Here is a 19,136-nt window from a genome sequence, read left to right as displayed (position 1 = left end):
GCGGAACCTCCGTCCAAGCCCTGGCCAACCAGCGAGCGGCTCTTACCGAGCGGGATACAGCAAGGCATCAATATCCCCCACCGGCCCGGGCCGCCCAAACAGATACCCCTGAAACCCCTCACACCCATGCAGCCTCAGGAAACTCAGCTGCCCCGTCGTCTCCACCCCCTCGGCCACCACCTCCAGGTCCAGGCTCTTGGCCAGCGCCAGGATGGTCCGCACAATCGCCGCGTCGTTGGGGTCCGTCAGCACGTCCCGCACAAAGCTCTGGTCGATCTTGACCTGGTCCAGGGGCAGTCGCTTGAGGTAGGAGAGCGATGAGTAGCCGGTGCCAAAGTCATCCAGCGCAAAGCCCACGCCTTCGCTCTTGAGCTGCACCATGCGTGCGATGGTGTCTTCGATGTCTCCCAGCAGCAGGCTTTCGGTGAGTTCGAGCTTGAGTTTGCGGGGGTCGGCGTGGTGGTTCTTGAGGGTCTGCAGCACTTCGGCCACGAAGCCCGGTTGCCTGAACTGCCGGGCGCTGACGTTGACCGAGATGGACAGGTGGGCGGTGGCTTCGTGCTGGCCCCAGCGCTGCAGTTGTTCGCAGGCGGTTTGCAGCACGTATTGGCCTAAAGGGAGGATCAGGCCGGTCTGTTCGGCCAAGGGGATGAAGTCGCCGGGGCTGATCATTCCGCGCTGGGGGTGGCGCCAGCGCACCAGGGCTTCTGCGCCCATGAGCTGGGATTGGTGGTCCACGACGGGCTGGTAGTGCACCAGCAGTTCGCCCCGGGCCAGGCCCTGGCGCAGGTCGGCTTCCAGGTTGGAGCGGGCGTTGACGGCCGCTTGCATGTCGGGGTCGAAGAAGCGCTGGGTGTTGCGCCCTGCGGCCTTGGCCTGGTACATGGCCAGGTCGGCGCGTTTGAGGAGTTCGTCCACCGTGAGGCGTTCGTCGCCAAAGAGGGTGATGCCGATGCTGGGGGTGCTGTAGTGCTGAGCGCCGTCGAGTTCGAAGGGCTGGTTCAGGCTGGCCAGGAGTTTCTCGGCCACGGTTTCTGCCTGGGTGGCGGCGTCTTGCAGGTCGGGGGCCAGGGCTTCGAGCATGACGACGAATTCGTCGCCGCCAAAGCGGGCCACGGTGTCGGCTTCGCGCACGCTGCCCACCAGGCGGGTGGCGACCTGGGACAGGAGCTGGTCGCCCATGTCGTGGCCCAGGGTGTCGTTGAGGTCTTTGAAGTTATCGAGGTCGATGAACAGCAGGGCGCCGAGGTTCTTGGTGCGCTGGCAGGCGGCGATGGAGCGCTGCAGGCGGTCCAGCAGCAGGCGGCGGTTGGGCAGGCCTGTGAGGGCGTCGAAGAAGGCCAGGCGCTCGATTTCTTGTTCTGCGCGCTTGCGGTCTGTGATGTCCATGGTGAAGCCATGGGACACCACCGAGCCATCGGGCTCTCGGTGCGGAATGGCATTGGTCATGTGCCAGCGCACGCTGCCGTCGGGCATGCGCACACGGTACTCACACTGCCAGGGCACCAGCCTGCGCACCGACGTGATCGCCGAGCGCTGCACCTGCGGCAGGTCTTCGGGCAACACACGGTGCATGAGCACGCCGTGGTCGGCGGTCACCTGGCTCGGCTCCACCCCCATGAAGTCACGCACCGCATCGCTGATGTACTGCACGCTGGTGCCGCCATCCGCATGCAGTCGGTACTCGTAGATAAAGCCCGGGATGCGGCTGGCAATGCGCTGGATGAACAGCAGCTGCTCGCGCAGCTGTTCGGCCGCGCGGTGTTCGTCCGTCACGTCCTGCACCACGCCCATCACCACCTGCACCCCATCGCGTGGCAACGTGCGCTGCACGCGCGACCGCATCCACCGCACTTCGCCATCGGGCCGGCGCCAGCGGTATTCCACATCCAGGCCGGCACCTGGCATGCGGGCCTTGTCGAACACATGGCGGTCCTCGGGCAGGATGCCGCTCACGGCGCGCTCTGGATCCACCCATTCCTGCTGTTCGAAGCCAGCGATGTCGCACAGGCCGGGCGACCACAGCAGCACCGTTTCGCCCGGGTCTTCGATGCGGCGCCAATGGCCCGTGCGGGCCAGGCTCTCCATGGTGTTGAAGACCTCGGTCTGTTCGCGCAGTTCGCGGCGCACTTCTTCCAGGGCACGTTCGGATGCTGCCAGCGCGGCACGCAGGGTTTCGGCCTCGGTGGCATCGCGCACAGTGACCACGATGCAGTCGCTGGTCACACGGCGGGCTGACAGATCCCAGGCCAGCAGCAGCCGACCCGGCTCGCGCACCACCTGGCGGCATTCGAGCGGCGCACCCACGCGGGCCACGCCTTGCAGTTGGTCCATGAGGGGGGTGCCCGCCAGCAGGTCAAACACCTCGCAGGCATCCGCTCCGGGGTTGCGCACCGCCCCCAGGCCGGGCATGCGGCGTGCGGCAGCGTTGGCGGCCAGCAGCAGCAGACGCCCGTGCTGCAGCCGGAACTCCATCAAGGCCACTGGAACGGCATCGACCAGCGCCTGCAGACGCGCCTGCGCCATCGGCTCTATGTGGCCATCGCCAACGGGGGCAAGGAGATCGGTCAACAGTTCGGACGAGATCACGGTCGCTCTGAAACCTTTGAAGCCTGCGGTGGGTAGGAATCCCGCCTGCGCAAGGCGGGGCCGAGGGTCACAGCCAATGTGCCAGCATACAGGCAAGAGTATGTCAAAACGTAACGAACAATAAAAACCTGTGGCATTTGCCCAAGGGAAAACCCGGAGCCCTTCGTGCAGCACGGCGATGACCGTATCCGCCTGGGCCAACGGGCTCCGCCCTCTGCCGCATGCAGTGCAGGCCCGTGGAGCGAACTGCTACAGTCCACGCCTCATTTCTCGGCCCCCAGCATGTCCGACACGCTCGAACACCACACCCCCATGATGCAGCAGTACCTCGCCCTCAAGGACGGGTACCCTGAAACGCTCCTGTTCTACCGCATGGGCGACTTCTACGAGGTCTTCTGGCAAGACGCCGAGAAGGCCGCGCGGCTGCTCGACATCACGCTCACGCAGCGCGGCCAGTCGGGCGGCCAGCCGGTGGTGATGGCGGGTGTGCCCTTCCATGCACTGGAGAACTACCTGGCGCGCCTCATCAAGATGGGCGAGTCGGTGGCCATTGCCGAGCAGGTGGGCGAGGTGGGCGCCACCAAGGGCCCCGTGGAGCGCAAGGTGGTGCGCGTGGTTACGCCCGGCACGCTGACCGACACTGAACTGCTGTCCGACAAATCCGAATCGCTGCTGATGGCCGTGCACCAGGCGCCGCGTGCGCGCTGTGGACTGGCCTGGCTGAGCGTGACGCAGGGCCGCGTCTTCCTGGCCGAATGTGCGCAGGACGAACTGGGCGCCTGGCTGGCGCGCGTGGCGCCCAGCGAGCTGATCTACAGCGCGGGCGTGACAGAGCGCTTTGAGCAACAGCTGCAAGTGCTGCGCCAGGGCGGCGCCTTCACCTGCCCCATGAGCCCCCGCCCCGACTGGCAATTCGACAGCGCCTTGGGCGAACGCAAGCTGCTCGAAAACCTGGGCGCCGCCAGCCTGCAGGCCTGGGGCGCGCAAGACCTGGGCGAGGCCCACGCCGCCGCCGCCGGACTGCTGACCTATGCCGAACACACGCAGGGCCGCACCCTGACCCACGTGCACAGCGTGCAGGTGCAGCGCAACGACGACCTCATCGACCTGCCCGCCACTACGCGCCGCAACCTGGAACTCGTCAAAACCCTGCGCGGCGACGATGCGCCCACGCTGTTCTCACTGCTGGACACCTGCATGACCGGCATGGGCAGCCGCCTGCTCAAGACCTGGCTGCTGGAGCCGCGCCGCGACCGCGCCGAGGCACGGCAGCGCCTGTCGGCCACCACAGCCTTGCGGGGTGCAGGCGGCGCAGGCGGTGGCTCGGGCCCCTGGGCCACACTGCGCGGCGAACTCAAAGGGGTGAGCGACGTAGAGCGCATCACGGCCCGCATCGCCCTGCGCCAGGTGCGCCCGCGCGAATTGGTGGGCCTGGGCAAAACGCTACAAAAAGCAGAGCTACTCGCGCTGAATGGACAAGCGCTGGAGCCCTATTTGATTCAAATCTTCGGCCACCTGCAGCCGCCCGAGGGCTGCACCGGCCTGCTGCAGGCCGCCATCGCCGAAGAGCCCGCCGCCCTGGTGCGCGACGGCGGTGTGATCGCCAACGGCTTTGACACCGAGCTGGACGAGTTGCGCGCCATCCAGACCAACTGCGATGCCTTTCTGCTGGATCTGGAAACCCGCGAGAAGGCGCGCACCGGCATCCCCAACCTGCGCGTGCAATTCAACAAGGTGCACGGCTTCTATATTGAAGTGACCGGCAGCCACCTCGACCGCGTACCCGACGACTACCGCCGCCGCCAGACGCTGAAGAACGCCGAGCGCTTCATCACACCCGAGCTGAAAACCTTCGAGGACAAGGCCCTGTCGGCCAACGAGCGTGCCCTGGCCCGCGAGAAGTGGCTGTACGAACAGATCCTCGACCAGCTCCAACCCCACGTGCCCGCCCTCACCCGCCTGGCCCAGGCGCTGGCCACGCTGGATGTGCTGTGCACACTGGCCGAACGCTCGCTCACGCTGAACTGGTGCGCGCCGCAGTTTGTGCCCGAGCCCTGCATCGAGATCGAAGGCGGCCGCCACCCCGTGGTCGAAGCCCGCCTGGCTGAGACATCCAGCGGCAGCTTCATCGCGAACCATACGCGCCTGAACGCCAACACGCGCATGCAGGTCATCACCGGCCCCAACATGGGCGGTAAATCGACCTACATGCGCCAGGTCGCGCTGATCGTGCTGCTGGCCAGCATGGGCAGCCATGTGCCCGCCGCCAGTTGCCGCCTGGGGCCCATCGACGCCATCCACACCCGCATCGGCGCGGCGGACGACCTGGCCAATGCGCAATCGACCTTCATGCTGGAGATGACCGAGGCCGCGCAGATATTGCACGCGGCCACACCTCACAGCCTGGTGCTGATGGACGAGATCGGCCGGGGCACCAGCACGTTCGACGGCCTGGCGCTGGCAAGCGGCATTGCCACGCACCTGCACGACAAGACCCGCGCCTTCACGCTGTTTGCCACGCACTATTTCGAGCTGACGGAGCTGCCCGCCAAGGCGCGCCACGCGATCAACATGCATGTGAGCGCCACCGAGAGCGGCACCGACATCGTCTTCCTGCACGAGATCCAGCCCGGCCCGGCCAGCCGCAGTTACGGCATTCAGGTGGCCAAGCTGGCGGGCATGCCCTCGCCCGTGCTGCACCATGCAAGGCATGCGCTGGCGGCGCTGGAAGAGCGGGCAGGCGAAGATGAATTGCAGGTGGACCTGTTCGCTGCGCCCGAGGTGCCTGAGAGTGCGGGCGCCAGCCCGCTGGAAGCTGCGCTGGCAGGCATCAACCCCGACGCGCTGAGCCCGCGCGAGGCCCTGGATGCGCTGTACCAGCTCAAGAAGATGGCGGGCTGACGCAGTCACGCACCCCAGCGGGTAGCACTCCCCACCAAGGCGAGCCCCGCCACCTGCCCGGCTTAAAGATCCTGCGCCACCGGCGCCAGCTGCCCCAGCATGAAGGTGATGAACGGCGGCACACAGGGCAGGTGCCCGGCCACCGGTTGTGCGCGGCATTCAGTCAGGCTGACCAGATCGCCCGCGCCGCGACTTTGCATCGCGCGCACGGTGCTGACCGAGCTGGCGTAGGGCACGGTGCGGTCATCGCGGCCGTGGTACAGGCGCACGGGCACATTGGGTTTCCAGTCGTAGACGTTGCTGGCGCTGGCCAGGGCCAACACGTCGTCGGCCAAAAAGTGGTCGATGAAACGCGTGTCGTAGGCCACATCGGCATCGCCCGGGATCAGCGCGCGCAGCAGCAGGCGGCGCACCTCACGCTGCACGCTGCCGCCCAGGTAGCGCAGGAAGCCCGGGTTGATGAGCGCGCCGATCACCGGCTGTTCTTGCCGCACCAGGTCCACCAGGCCATCCATGGTGGTCTGCACGTTGTAAGGCCCCGCGCCCGGCACCACCATGCGCAGCTGTTGCAGGTGGGGCGAAGCGCTTGCTTGCAGCGCGCGGTGTGTGGCCATGGTGACGTAGCCGCCTTCGGAGTAGCCGGTCAGAAAGAGCTGCCCGTTGTCTGCCACGTTGGCCTGGCTGCGCCAGGTGCGGGTGGCGGTCAGAAAATCCACCGTGGCGGCTGCGGACGGCCCCGCCAGCAGGTAGGGATGGGGCGTGCCCTTGGAAGCGCCAAAGCCCACGTAGTCGGGCGCCAGCACGATATAGCCCAGCGATGCGAGCACCACCGCCACCTCGGACGCAACCGCGTTGTTGCTGGGCGCCTCGGCATCGCGAAAGAGGGTGCCATGCTGGTAACTGAGCACCGGGCTTTTGGCGCCCGCTGGCTTTTGCGGAACGCTGACCAGCCCCGAGGCGCGCACCTCTTTGCCGTCGGCATCGGTGGTGAGGTACTCGATCCGGTAAGAAGTGACGCTGTAGCGCGGCACCACGTCCTGGGCCAGCGACTCCTTGGCGGCCAGCGCTGCAGCGATATCAGCGGCCGGCACGGTGCCAAGCAAGGCGGCGGATTCGAGCTGGCCGGAACGCGCCGGTGCGGGAGGTGGCTCCGGAGTGTTGCCGCCATCGCCGGGGTCTTGCGCGCTGCCCCCGCCACAGGCCGCCAGCAATGCCACCAAGGCCAGCGCGCAGGCGCGGCGGGTTACAGACAAAATCAGTGGGTTCAACACGGCAAGGCCCCTCCAGGTGAAGCGGCGGATGATAGGAGCGACGGGCACACACTGCCTGGCCCGTAAGCAATAGCCCTTTACCCCCGGGGCGGCAGTTGCCTTGGCTGCCGCCGGAACTTCGGGTGAACGCAAAAGGTTGGGACCTGCCAATTCTTGAGTAAAAATGGCCTCCAGCGCTTATCCACCAAGCGTTGGTTGCTATCAATACAGGATACCGGCTACTGCACACGCGATGACTGGCCCGCACCCTGCCCAAGGGTGCCTTCCCACGCCGGACTAAACTCGCGGGTTCCCCTCTTACAACGACCCCACTTCTTCCATGACGTATTGCGTCGCCATCAAACTCAACGCCGGGCTGGTTTTCCTGTCCGATTCGCGCACCAATGCCGGCCTGGACCAGATCAGCTCTTTCCGCAAGATGATGGTCTACGAGAAGGCGGGCGACCGCTTCATGGTGCTGCTGTCGGCAGGCAACCTGTCCATTTCACAGTCGGTGCGCGAAATCCTGCAGACCGAGCAGCTCAAGGACGGTGACTCGGGCGAGACGATCTCGATCTGGAACGCCAAGAGCATGTTCGACGCGGCCCGCGTGCTCGGTGCTGCGGTGCGCCATGTGCACGAACGCGACGGCGCAGCGCTCAAGCGCTCGGGCGTGGACTTCAATGTGTCCATGGTGTTCGGCGGCCAGATCAAGGGTGAAGGCATGCGCCTGTTCCAGGTGTATTCGGCCGGCAACTTCATCGAGGCCACGTCCGAGACACCGTACTTCCAGGTCGGCGAATCCAAATACGGCAAGCCCGTGCTCGACCGGGTGCTCACCCCCGAAACCCCGCTGGACGAAGCCGCCAAGTGCGCGCTGGTGTCCATGGACAGCACGCTCAAGTCCAACCTGTCGGTGGGCCTGCCGCTGGACCTGGTGGTGTACGAGGCCGACAGCTTCTCGACCTCCAAGGTGGTCTGCATCGACGAGAACAACCCCTACTTCCGCATGCTGCACGACAGCTGGGGCCAGAAGCTGCGCCAGGTGTTCGACAGCATCGAAGACCCGGCCTGGGGGGGTGGCGCCACCACCGTGCCCATCATGGTGAACCCGGCCCGCAGCAAGCCGCTCAAGAAGATCACCAACCACACCGACAAGCTCATCTGATTTCTCTGACGGCGGGGTTCGCCCTGCCCCGCCGGTATCCCCATGCTCCCCATCGTTTTCTCGCACGCCAACAGCTTCCCGGCCAGCACGTACCGCGTGCTCTTCCAGCACCTCAAGGCCCGGGGGATTGAGGTCAGCGCGGTGGAACGCTACGGCCACGACCCCAAGTACCCGGTGACCAACAACTGGCCCCATCTGGTGCAGCAGCTGGCAGACTTCGCCACGCCGCAGGTGGAGCGCCTGGGCCAGCCTGTATTTCTGGTGGGCCATTCGCTGGGCGGCTTTTTGAGCGTGATGGCCGCCGCCCGCCACCCCCACCTGGTGCGCGGTGTGCTGTTGATCGATTCGCCCCTGCTGGGCGGCTGGAAGGCCAACGCGGTCGATGTGGCCAAACGCACGCAGGTCGTGGGCTCCATCTCGCCGGGCAAGGTCAGCCGACAACGGCGCTTCAGCTGGGCCAGCAACGAAGAGGCGCTGGAACACTTTCGCAAGAAAAAGGCCTTTGCGCACTGGGACCCCGAAGTGCTGGGCGACTACATCACCCACGGCTTGGTGGACCACGACGGCAAGCGCGTGTTGGGCTTTGACCGCGCAGTGGAAACCGCCATCTACAACACGCTGCCGCACAACCTGGGACGGCTGCTCAGCACCCACCCCCTGCAGTGCCCGGCCGCCTTCATCGGCGGGCGCGATTCGGACGAGATGCGGCAGGTGGGCATGGCCATGACACTGCGCATCACCAAAGGCCGCACCATGATGCTGGACGGCAGCCATCTGTTTCCGATGGAGCAGCCCGTGGCCACGGCGGCGGCCATTGAGGCGGCGCTGCTCAATCTGGCGGCGCTGAACCCGGTCAAGCACTGACGACCCACCCGCAGTGTTGGGGGGCTGCGGGGTTTGGGGCGGCATAGCACCCAATACCTCCTGCAATGCCCCGAATAGCGCCGAAAAGCCCCGCCAAGACGGCCTTCGATCAGGGCAAACAAGGTTCGCCCGGAGTGGAGCAATCCCCTACACTGGGGGAGTTGTTACAGTGTGATACACCCCCATGCCCACCCTGCCTCACTTTGCCTCGCGATTGCCTGTGCTCAGCTATGTGCTGCTGGCCGTCTATCTGGTCATCCTCGCAGTCCGCACCCACAACGACACCACCATTGCCCTGGTGATTGCCTCGGTCGTGATGTTTGCCTGCTGCTGGGCCAGTGCCACCCATTTGCTGGGCGCGCGGCCAGCGCTGCAGTTTGTGCTGATTGCCGTGAGTTTTGGCTGGTTTGCCGAGCAGATGGGCTCCTCGCGCGGCTGGTTCTTTGGCCAGTACACCTACACCGACGTGCTGGGTCCCCGTCTGGGGGACGTGCCCCTGGTCATCCCGCTGATGTGGTTTTCGCTGACCTATGCGGGGTATGTGATCTGCAACCTCATCGTCTGGCAAAGCGCGGTGGACGGCGCGCGGGGCCTGGGCAATGCCGCCATGCTGTCATTTCTGGCAGCGATGATCGTCACGGCGTTTGATCTGGGCGCCGACCCTTACATGGTGTACACCCTCAAGGCCTGGATCATGACCAAGACCGATGGCGCATGGTTTGGGGAGACGGTGCAGGGGTTTTTTGGCTGGGTGTTCGTGTCCTTCGTCATCATCTTCGGTTTCCGCATGTCGGTTCGCAAACAGGCCCTGCAGCCATCCAGCCCGTTCTTGCGCCACCATGCCCTGGTTCCGCTGGCACTGTATGGGAGCAATATGGTGTTTCAGATGATCCTGGGCAATCCGGTGGAAATCCGCTCCATTGCGCCGTTTGCGATGGGCATCCCCTTGTTGTGCGCGCTGGCCGGGTACCAGCGCTGGGCAGCCCCCGCAAAGGCCAGCGTATGAACCAGAACACGTCACACTCCAACACCATCTCGGACGCCGAACTGGCGGGTATGCAGCACCACGCCGACCCCCTGGCCGACCAGACCATCGCCGACATCCTGGGCGACTGGCCCGCAGGGGACGTCGCGGTGGATGCGCCGCAATGGGCGCGCATCGACACCGTGAACCGCCTGTTCGGCCAATGGACGGACAACAAGAGCCTGGTGGGCTGGACCGCCCAAGGTGACGGGGTGGATGCAGCCATGGCCCGGGCACTGAACCACTACGTGCAGACCGCGCAAGTGCTGCCGTCCTGGGCCGATGCGAAAAAGATCGAGCGTGCCGAGAAGCTGTTCATGGAACATGGGGCGCTGTCGTGCATCCTGCTGTTTTGCGCCAGCCTGCCCGAGTGTTATGTGATCCCCGACCTCTCCAGCGTGCTGCACACCTCGGGCCAGCTGGAGCAGAACGCCGAGTACCGCATCCGGTCCACGGCCGCGATGATCTTCCCCGTGATGCTGCACGGTGGTCTCAGCCAGCGCGGCGCGGGCGTGGCGCAGGTGCTCAAGGTGCGGCTGATCCACGCCACCATCCGCAACCTGATCCTGCACGGCAGCCCGCAAAGTGCCGTCAAACAGCTGCTGGCCGGGGGCAGCGGGCAGGTGGCACCACAAGCCCTGCCCAGCGGGGGCGGGCGTCAGGCCATGTTCCAGACGCTGTACGCCCGCGGCTGGAACCTGAAAGGCGATGGACTGCCCTGCAACCAGGAAGAGCTGGCCTACACCTTGCTAACGTTTGGCTATGTGTTTTTGCGCAGCTTGCGCCGCTTGGGGCTGAGGTTGCGCACGGCCGACGAAGAGGCCTACCTGCACGCCTGGAACGTGGTGGGCCACATCCTGGGCATCGACCGGGCCTTGATGGTGGACACCATGGACCAGGGCCAGGCCCTGATGGCGCGCATGCAGGCCCGGGGCCGCGCCGAACCCGTTACACCGGACCCCCGCCCTGCCCTGGGCCGGGCCTTGATGCAGACCATGGAGAACTCGCTGCCCTGGAACATTGTGAAACCCTTCCCCGAACTCATGACCCGCTACCTGTGCGGGCGCGACACGGCCAGCGATCTGGGCCTGACCCAGCCTGTGCCGTGGCCATCGGCGCTGCTGTTCTGGGGGGTGTTGCTGCTCGCCCGTGCCATCGACACCGTGCTGCGCCTGGTGCTGCCCCGGTTCTCGATCGTGAGGACACTCACGCGCATCCTGGGCTACCACTTCATGAGCCGCGTGCTGATGAGCCAGACCCGCCCCCTCCAACTGCCCACCGAGTTGCTCAACCAGGTGGACGAGGTGGTGCACAGCTGGAGCGATGACCCCCACGCGCCGGGCTGGATCAACCGGATCGAAGACCGGCTGACGACGCGCGGCAGCTGGAGCGCGGGCCTGGCCGCCCAGGCCCCTGCCGCACACCCCGCCCAGGCGCAGCAACCCACATAGCCGTTGTTCCCACGCCAATGTCCCCGCTGGTCTGCGCCCTCCTGACGATCACCCGGCTTGGTCGTGCGCGCTGCGGCGTGGCGTCCAGCCTGCTTTGGCTGTTCGTCATCATGGCTCTGCCTGCGGGCGTGCAGGCGAACGCGCCTCTGGTGCTGACGCAGGATCGGCCGCAGATGAATGCCTGGGAAGCCATCACGCTCAAGGCCGATCCCACGTACCAGCTTTCGGTGCAGGACATGCTGGAACGCCTGAATGAGTTCGAGGCGCCTGCCCGGCGCGGTGGCTCGCTGGGTGTGCACAAGGCAGCCATGTGGCTGCACATTCCCATCGTCGCGCCCAAGACACCGCGCGCCCCCTGGATGGTGGATATCGGCTACAGCTCGCTGCAGGCCGAGATTTACCTGACCAGTGGCGGCCGAGTGCTCCAGCAGATTCGCACCAGCCAGCGTGATCAGATGCAGCTATCCAGCCGCACGCCAGCGATGGCATTCGACCTGCAGGCCGGACAGGCTTACGACCTGCTGATACGGGTGCAAGCCACCGGACCACTGATCCTGCCCATCACGGTCGGCGAAATGCCCTACCAGATGCACCAGGCCCTGCGCGAGCAGATGTTGCAGGGTCTGCTCAACGGGCTGGCGTTGTGCCTGCTGGCGTACAGCCTGATCCAGTGGTTCACGCAGCGCGAGCACTTGTTCGGCTTTTATGCACTGGTGGTGCTGGGCAGCGCGGGTTTTTCGCTGCAGTTCTTCGGCATTGGCGACCAGTTTTTATGGCCGGGCAATCTGTGGATGAGCCGGTATGCAGGACTGGCCGCTGGGTTGATTGCCCTGGCGGGCTCGTTCCTGTTCCTGAGTGCCGCACTGGCAGACAACCCGCAAAGCCGGTACGCACGCGCCATGCGCGCAGGTGCAGCGATCACAGCAGCGGTCTGCGTTGCCGTCACGCTGGGCTGGCTGAGCATCGCCATCGCCATCGCCTTCATGAGTCTGGTAGGCCCCCTGCCTTCTCTCATCAGCGTGCCTGCTGCCATCACGCGGGTGCGGCAAAAAGACCCCATCGGCACCACCCTGCTGGCGGCCTGGATTGCCTACGGTGTGGCTGCCGCACTCATGGTGTGCCTGGTGCAGGGCTGGGTGCCCGCGAACTTCTGGACGCTGCACTCATTCCAGTTCGGCGCCACGCTGGACATGCTGCTGTTCTTGCGCGTCATGGGGCTGCGTGCCAAAGCCATGCGGATGAAAGCACAGGAGGCGCTGCGCGAGCGCGACATCATGCATTCGCTGGCGCACAGCGACCCACTGACAGGTCTGAGCAACCGGCGTGGGCTGCAGCATGCGCTGCAACTTGCGCTGTCTTCCAGCTCACCAAGCCATCTGGTCGCGGTGTATCTGATCGATCTGGACGGGTTCAAGCCCATCAATGACTCACATGGCCACGATGTGGGCGACGACCTGCTGGTGGCTGTGGGCAAGCGGCTGCAAGCCAGTGTCCGCCAGCAGACCGACCTGGTAGCAAGGCTGGGCGGGGATGAATTCATCGTCATGGCCTGCCATCTCGAAAGTCCGCACCATGCCGAAGAGCTGGGCCGATCCCTGCTGCACGCTTTCGATGCGCCGTTCTCCCTGGGCGACCTGAACCTGAAGGTGGGACTGACCATCGGCTATGCCCTGGCCCCCCTGGACAGCGACGACTCCCATGGGTTGATCCGTCTTGCCGATGCAGCCATGTATGCCGGCAAGCAAGGGGGCAAAAGCTCCATCCTGCGCAACAGTGGCGAACTGGCGCTTGCGCCATGAAACAGGCCTCCTGCACCGTGGTGCCTTGCCTATACTGAACCAGCCCGACCATGCCCCGCCGTCACCCCATGCCGAACCGGCCCCGGCCCCACCACCTCCCTTGGCTGGCTTTGCTCTGGGCGTTGATGGTGTGCCCCTGGGCGTGGGCAGGTAGCTCACCCTTGCTGCTGAACGACGAGCGGGGAGCCATCGATGCATGGCCCGCCGTCACGCTACTGAGCGATCCCAGCCTTCAGCTTTCAGTGGAAGATGTACTGGCGCAGTCCGACAAGTTCACCCCGCCCCCCAGCGTGGGCGCCACGTTGGGGGTGAGGCCCGATGCAGTCTGGCTGCGCATCCCGTTCGAAGTGGCCTCGACGTCTGACGCCCAGTGGATCCTGGATGTCAACCACTCCGACCTGAACCACATCGGCGTCTACCTCACGACCAGCGGCTATGTGGTCCAGCAAGCAACCCTGGGCAGCCTACACCCTTACGCACACCGTCCATTGCAAAGCCGATCCCACGCGCTCACGCTGAATCTGAGGCCCGGGTTGCAGTACGAACTGTTGGTGCGCATCCAGACCCGGGGAGCGATGATCCTGCCAATCTCGTTCTACAAGCCTGCAGCCATGCTCAGCAAGGCGGTCAACGAGCAAATGCTGCAGGGCGTATTGACGGGGCTGGCCCTGTGCCTGCTTGTGTACAGCGTGGGCCAATGGCTGAGCCTGCGCGAGCCACTGTTCATCTACTACGCATTGCTCACATCCGGCAGCCTGCTGTTTTCGATGCACCTGTTCGGCGTGGGTCGGCAGTTCCTCTGGAGCGACAGCCTCTGGCATGAAGTCCACATGGGAGGGCTCTCTGCCTTGCTCGCCACCTGTGGTTCGTTCCTCTTCATCGGACAGGCCCTGTCGGAGCCCGACTCCAACAAACGCTTTCTGCGCTTCATGCGCTGTGGAGCGGCACTGTGTGTGCTCCTTGCACTGGCATACGGACTGGATGCCATCTCCACCCGCGCCATTGCAGCCATTGTGAGCATTCTGGGCCTGGTACCCGCCCTGATGGGCATCCCCGGTGCGGCACGCCGTGCGATCCGGGGTGATGGGGTCGGCACCAGCCTGCTGCTGGCCTGGTTGGTCTACTTCATTGCGACCGCGATCGTCATCGGCGTCATCAACGGCTGGGTGCCGGTGAATTTCTGGACTTTGCATTCCTTCCAGTTTGGTGCAACGCTGGACATGCTGCTCTTCATGCGCGTGCTGGGCCTGCGCACCAAGGCATTGCGGCTGGAGGCGCTGGATGCCAACCGCGAGCGCGACGCGATGCACTCGCTGGCCCATACCGACCCCTTGACCGGCTTGCCCAATCGGCGTGGCCTGAGCATTGCCCTGGCCTCCGCCCTGCCCCACAGTGGCCCCAACAGCCTGCTGGCCGTGTACGTGATGGACCTCGATGGTTTCAAGCCCGTCAACGACCGGCACGGCCACGATGTGGGCGATGAACTGCTGATCGCCGTGACCCGGCGGCTGCAAGGCCATGTGCGCCAAAGTGACGTGGTAGCGCGCCTGGGCGGCGATGAATTTGTGGTGATGGCGGGCCACCTTGGCAGCAGCCAGCAAGCCCAGGAGCTGGGGCTCAAACTGCTGGAAGCTTTTCGCACCCCTTTCTCGCTGGGCGATCTACAGGTGGAAGTGGGATTGACCATCGGCTACGCGATTGCACCGGACGACAGCAACGACGCACTGGGCCTGCTGAAGCTGGCGGATGCGGCAATGTACAGCGGCAAGCAAGGAGGGAAATTCTGCCTTCGCCGCAACACCGGGGACCTGGCGCTGTCGTCGGCCTGAGCGCTACCAGTGCACACCGCACCCGGCGGTTGAGCCACAAGGGCCATTCCGAACTGGTCAAACGGCCTGGCTTCCGTTAAACACGGGGCTTCGCGTTACCACCCAAGGATTGTTCACCATGGCCCATCGCAAAAGTCCCGCCCGCATTGCCAAAGACGCCCGCATTGCGCATTTTCAGTCGCTGGCTACACGCCAGGCCGCACCGAACGCGCCGGGCGCAACCCTGACCTGGGACGCCGTGGCTGCGCTGGAGGCCAAGCTGGTGGGCCGCATCGTGCTGCCGTCCAGCCCCGACTATAACGCTGCGCGGCAAGAATCCAACCCCGCGTTTCAGGCTTATCCCGAGATCATCGTCTACTGCGCCTGCGAACACGATGTGCTCGAATGCCTTGCCGTGGCCCGCACCTACAACGTGTGGGTGGCCGTGCGCTGCGGCGGGCATAGCACGGCAGGCTACTCCGTCAACAGCGGCATGGTGGTGGACCTGAGCGACCTGAAAGGCGTGGTGCTGGACCCACCCCGCGAACGCGTGCATGTGCTGCCGGGCACCGATTTCGACCATTTCAACGGCGCGATGAACCACACCGGCTGGCATGTGCCCACGGGAGCGTGCGGCAGCGTGTGCGTGGGGGGCTTCGTGCAGGGTGGCGGCTATGGCTACACATCGCGGGCCTTCGGCATCCAGAGCGATCTGGTGGAATCGTTCCGGGTGGCGCTTGCCAACGGCAGCATCGTCACGGCCAGCGCGCAGGAGAACCCGGGGCTCTACTGGGCCATGCGCGGTGGCACGGGCGGCAACTTTGGTGTGTTGCTGCAGGTCACCTACCGCATGCACCGGCTGGACCAGGTGTGGGCCTGGGCCATCAGCTGGGACGCCGCGCATGCCGCCGAAGTCCTGACGACGATGCAAGCCCACTACATGAAAACCGGCGCACCCGATGCCCTGGGCTACATGATGAACCTGGGCTACCAGAACAGTACGCCGGTCTACATGGTGCAAGGCATGTTCTGCGGCACGCGCGATGAGGGCATGAAGGCCATTGCACGCCTCATGGCGATACCGAGCGCACAGCTGCTGGTGGACAAGACGGGCACCTACCCCGACATGAACATCTGGCTGGAAGACCACCCCTACACCTTGCCAGACAACCTGCCCGACGGCGTGGCGGAAACCAAGGCCTGCGGCTACATCAGCACGCCGCTGTCAACAGCCGACTGGCAACGCATCATCGATTACTTCAAGACTTCGCCCAACCCCTGGTCGCTGGCTTATCTGGAACCCTATGGCGGCGCCATCAACCGCTATCCCGTGGCCGACAGCGCTTTCATCCACCGCCATGTGGATGCCGACCTCGTGGTGGACGTGTTCTGGACCAATGACACCGAGCGGGCCCAGATGGAAGCCTGGCTCGATGGGTTCATGAACCTGGTCAAACCCTTCCTGAACGGCCACGTGTACCAGAACTATCCCGACGCAAGCCTGCAGGACTTTGCCCAGGCCTATTGGGGCCCTGCATACCCGCAGCTTCAGCAGGTCAAGGCCCAGTACGACCCCGGGAACTTCTTCCACTTTCAGCAGAGCGTCCGGCTGCCCAGCCTGTAGAGGAGGCGCTGCAGGCCAGCCTCCCTGGAGCGGTAGACCACCGCTCAGGAACGGGCCGCTTCCGCGTAATGGAGCCGGCCTTTGCCCGCGCGTTTGGCCGAGTACATCGCCTGGTCGGCGCGGTTCATCAGGGCGTCGATATCCCCCTCCAGTGGGGGATACACAGCCACGCCAATGCTGGCGCCGATGAAAAGGTCACGCCCTTCCACAACCATGGGCTGGTGCAATGCCTCGATGATGCGGTGGCCGATGGTGTCGGTCACATCGCGGGTGACATCGCGGTCGAGCATGACCAGGAATTCGTCGCCACCCAGGCGTGCCATGGTGTCGCCCGCACGCACCGTGCTGGCAATGCGCTGGGCCACAATGCGCAGCACTTCGTCACCGGCGCGATGGCCTTCGGCGTCATTCACCCCCTTGAACCCATCGAGGTCGATGAACAGCAAGGCCACAGACCCGGCATTGCATCGCGCCTGCGTCAGGGACTGTTCCAGACGGCTCTGAAAAGCCGCCCGATTGAGCAGGCCCGTGAGTGAATCGTGGTTGGCCAAATAGTGCTGCTGGCGGGCGATCTGGATCTTGGCCGAGACATCCTGGACCAGCGCCATGATCGATGTGACCTGCCCCTGGGCGTCGGTCAGTGCGGAGTTGAACCACTCGCAATGCACTTCGCTACCGTCCTCCCGCACAAAGCAGGTCTCCGCGCGGTTCTGGGACTCCTGCCCCGTCTGCAGGCGCTGTAGCGCACTCTGAAGCCCGTCGTCCTGAAGTGAGGGGTCCACCAGTTCCGTCAGCAACCGCCCCTCCAGCCCCGCCACCTGCAGCCAGCCCATGAGCTGCACAGCGCGCTGCGAACAGTGCAGGAGCCTGAGGTTATGGTCCATCTCCAGCACCGCAAGCGGGCTGTTTTCCATGTGCGAGGAAAGCCGCTGGTTGGCTGCGCGCAGCGCATTCATGGTGACCTGCAGTTCATGAACGTCGAGCGCCGTGGTGATGAAGCCGTCCACCAGCCCCTGCCGGTTGTGCCAGGGGGTCAGGCAGATGGTGCGCCATTCATCAATGCCATACGGTGTGCGCAGAAGGCGCTGGTACTGCACCCGCTCGCCCTGCAGCACACGCTCGACGAAGGGCATGAATCGGGCGCAGTCGCTCTCACCATACACCTCGACAAGGGTTTTCCCCACCAACTGCTGGGGCACGGCGCCGAACCAGCGGGCGTATTCCTCGTTGACATAGATCATGACCAGACTGCGGTCGATCACAGCCATGGTGGCACCCGCGCTGCGGGTGATCAGATCCAGCAATTCAGCCTTGGACCAGGAATCCTGATGGACGGCTGTGGGGGGCTGCGACAACTCAGGCTCGTCTTGCATCATGCGGCGATAGCCCCGGCGGGGAGATGGTCATCGACAGAGGGGGCGATCCAACGCTGCACCTCCTTCACGGTGGCCGCTTTGCATCGCCCTGCTACAGGTAACAGTGTGTCAGCACCAGCTTATCACTTTCGGCCCATGGTGCCCCCGCAGGCCCCACGGGCCTTTCGCAAAAGGCCAGCTCCCGCACGGTGTTGCACGCTAGTCCACTGAAACCGAGTAATCGGCTGTGCGCCGAGGTGGCAGCGGGTGCAGCGCAAGGCCCGCAACGCAGCGATGCGCCTGCTGCCACCTCGGCCCGAAGGGTGAGGGCCTGGCAGGGCCGCCCTCGTCGTTGCCGTGCTCGCCGGGTATGCAACCCGCCTGCGCCCGCCGCCTAGAGGGCGGCCCTGCCAGACCCTCACGCACAGCCGATTTCTCGGTTTCAGTGGACTAACGGCAGCAGCGGTATGCCAGGCCGACGGACACGGAATACCCTGTGGGCTCGACGGTGAGCGGGCTGCGGCGGGCGTCGCCCTTGAGCTGCGATACACGCGCCGCACCCAGAATCACCCAGTGGCGATTGATGGCCGACATGACCTCCACACCGGCATCCACGCTGTACAGGCCTGCGCCCGGATCAAAGGCAGGCAAGGCCCCGGAACCACCCGCAGGCACGCCAAAATGACCGCGCAGATAGGTGCGATCCCCAAAGCTCGCGCCTGCGCCGAAAGTGACTTTGGTCTGCTCGGTCACGGGCCAGGTATAGCCCACGCTGGTGGACAACTGCGCGCCGCCGTCGCGCCCCAGAATGTCCTGCGAAAGCCCGGCGCCCACAGACCACCGTGGCGTCAGCGCATACCCAGCGCTCACCCGCGCGCGCAGCGTGGACCGGACCGAGGGCAACCCCACCAGGATCGGTGCGTCCGAGCCGTCACGGCCTTTGTCGATGCGCAGCGAGGCGCTCAGGTTGAATTGATCTCCCTGCGCCAGCGTGGCACTGGCACCCGATTCGCGCGGACCCAGCCCATGCCCCATGAAGGCGCTGCCACGCGAGGTACTGAGCCTGAAGCGTCCATATTCGATGGCCCATGCGGGCCGCAAGCTGTTCTTGCGCCCATCACCGCCCGCGTAGTCCGGGCTGGAGCCCACGATGGCGCCCAGCGCGTAGTTGAACAACGGTTTGGGCGGCTCTTCGGCCGCAGGCGCATCCGCGGCGTGCGCCGCCGGCCAGGAGCACAGGCAGGCCAGCAACGAAGCACAAGAAACCAGGGGCGCAATGGGGGCAAAACGGCTCATGGGTGGA

General features: G+C 65.2%; 12 protein-coding genes. 8 read left to right on the top strand and 4 right to left on the bottom strand.

All coding sequences use genetic code 11. The features are described from left to right. Positions 1-42 precede the first annotated feature (42 nt). Positions 43-2,526, bottom strand: coding sequence for a putative bifunctional diguanylate cyclase/phosphodiesterase (locus KW832_RS05460; protein ID WP_370628671.1), 2,484 nt, complete (start codon positions 2,524-2,526; stop codon positions 43-45). 345 nt (positions 2,527-2,871) lie between these two features. On the opposite strand from KW832_RS05460, the gene mutS reads away from it, so the two are divergent. Continuing rightward, the gene (gene mutS, locus KW832_RS05455) at positions 2,872-5,490 is read left to right on the top strand and encodes a DNA mismatch repair protein MutS (RefSeq protein ID WP_218299159.1); all 2,619 of its coding nucleotides are present in this window, start codon (positions 2,872-2,874) and stop codon (positions 5,488-5,490) included. A 62-nt stretch (positions 5,491-5,552) separates the two neighbouring features. Here the strand turns inward: mutS and KW832_RS05450 are convergent, their stop codons facing one another. After that, the gene (locus KW832_RS05450; protein ID WP_370628634.1) at positions 5,553-6,761 is read right to left on the bottom strand and encodes an alpha/beta hydrolase family protein; all 1,209 of its coding nucleotides are present in this window, start codon (positions 6,759-6,761) and stop codon (positions 5,553-5,555) included. A gap of 319 nt (positions 6,762-7,080) precedes the next feature. Between KW832_RS05450 and KW832_RS05445 the strand changes: the two genes are divergently transcribed. The 7 genes from KW832_RS05445 (at position 7,081) to KW832_RS05415 (ending at position 16,478) form a co-directional block, all read left to right on the top strand. Next, positions 7,081-7,908 (top strand): proteasome-type protease, encoded by an 828-nt coding sequence (locus tag KW832_RS05445; RefSeq protein ID WP_010459683.1) that lies wholly within the window; start codon positions 7,081-7,083, stop codon positions 7,906-7,908. Between the two features lie 42 nt (positions 7,909-7,950). Next, on the top strand, positions 7,951-8,772 hold the full coding sequence (locus KW832_RS05440) for an alpha/beta fold hydrolase (protein ID WP_055397361.1): 822 nt from the start codon (positions 7,951-7,953) through the stop codon (positions 8,770-8,772). A gap of 184 nt (positions 8,773-8,956) precedes the next feature. Further along, complete coding sequence (locus KW832_RS05435; RefSeq protein WP_055397363.1) at positions 8,957-9,778, top strand: carotenoid biosynthesis protein; 822 nt, start codon at positions 8,957-8,959, stop codon at positions 9,776-9,778. Further along, positions 9,775-11,247, top strand: coding sequence for an oxygenase MpaB family protein (locus KW832_RS05430; RefSeq protein ID WP_218299158.1), 1,473 nt, complete (start codon positions 9,775-9,777; stop codon positions 11,245-11,247). The genes KW832_RS05435 and KW832_RS05430 overlap by 4 nt, the downstream gene beginning before the upstream one ends. Before the next feature lie 17 nt (positions 11,248-11,264). Further along, a complete protein-coding gene (locus tag KW832_RS05425) occupies positions 11,265-13,046 on the top strand; it encodes a diguanylate cyclase (protein WP_218299157.1) in 1,782 nt (593 codons plus the stop codon). Between the two features lie 161 nt (positions 13,047-13,207). Continuing rightward, entirely contained in the window at positions 13,208-14,875 is a 1,668-nt protein-coding gene (locus tag KW832_RS05420) for a diguanylate cyclase (protein ID WP_255577540.1), read from the top strand. Positions 14,876-14,993: 118 nt separating this feature from the next. After that, a complete protein-coding gene (locus KW832_RS05415; protein ID WP_218299155.1) occupies positions 14,994-16,478 on the top strand; it encodes an FAD-binding oxidoreductase in 1,485 nt (494 codons plus the stop codon). Between the two features lie 44 nt (positions 16,479-16,522). On the opposite strand, the gene KW832_RS05410 is transcribed toward KW832_RS05415, so the two are convergent. Together KW832_RS05410 and KW832_RS05405 are read right to left on the bottom strand one after the other, a co-directional pair. Continuing rightward, positions 16,523-17,854, bottom strand: coding sequence for a diguanylate cyclase domain-containing protein (locus KW832_RS05410; protein WP_218299154.1), 1,332 nt, complete (start codon positions 17,852-17,854; stop codon positions 16,523-16,525). A gap of 429 nt (positions 17,855-18,283) precedes the next feature. After that, positions 18,284-19,129: a MipA/OmpV family protein gene (locus KW832_RS05405; RefSeq protein ID WP_233573352.1), complete on the bottom strand. Its 846-nt coding sequence runs from the start codon at positions 19,127-19,129 to the stop codon at positions 18,284-18,286. Positions 19,130-19,136 lie beyond the last annotated feature (7 nt).

Origin of the sequence: Acidovorax sp. sif0632, assembly GCF_019218805.1 — a bacterium.
Lineage (GTDB): Bacteria > Pseudomonadota > Gammaproteobacteria > Burkholderiales > Burkholderiaceae_C > Acidovorax > Acidovorax facilis.
This window is presented reverse-complemented; position numbering and strand designations above follow the sequence as displayed.

Excerpts from the sequence above, each read along its gene's own strand:
- KW832_RS05460 (WP_370628671.1), bottom strand. The coding sequence starts at position 2,526 with ATGGCGCAGGCGCGTCTGCAGGCGCTGGTCGATGCCGTTCCAGTGGCC.
- mutS (WP_218299159.1), top strand. The coding sequence starts at position 2,872 with ATGTCCGACACGCTCGAACACCACACCCCCATGATGCAGCAGTACCTC.
- KW832_RS05445 (WP_010459683.1), top strand. The coding sequence starts at position 7,081 with ATGACGTATTGCGTCGCCATCAAACTCAACGCCGGGCTGGTTTTCCTG.
- KW832_RS05440 (WP_055397361.1), top strand. The coding sequence starts at position 7,951 with ATGCTCCCCATCGTTTTCTCGCACGCCAACAGCTTCCCGGCCAGCACG.
- KW832_RS05435 (WP_055397363.1), top strand. The coding sequence starts at position 8,957 with ATGCCCACCCTGCCTCACTTTGCCTCGCGATTGCCTGTGCTCAGCTAT.
- KW832_RS05430 (WP_218299158.1), top strand. The coding sequence starts at position 9,775 with ATGAACCAGAACACGTCACACTCCAACACCATCTCGGACGCCGAACTG.
- KW832_RS05425 (WP_218299157.1), top strand. The coding sequence starts at position 11,265 with ATGTCCCCGCTGGTCTGCGCCCTCCTGACGATCACCCGGCTTGGTCGT.
- KW832_RS05415 (WP_218299155.1), top strand. The coding sequence starts at position 14,994 with ATGGCCCATCGCAAAAGTCCCGCCCGCATTGCCAAAGACGCCCGCATT.
- KW832_RS05410 (WP_218299154.1), bottom strand. The coding sequence starts at position 17,854 with ATGATGCAAGACGAGCCTGAGTTGTCGCAGCCCCCCACAGCCGTCCAT.
- KW832_RS05405 (WP_233573352.1), bottom strand. The coding sequence starts at position 19,129 with ATGAGCCGTTTTGCCCCCATTGCGCCCCTGGTTTCTTGTGCTTCGTTG.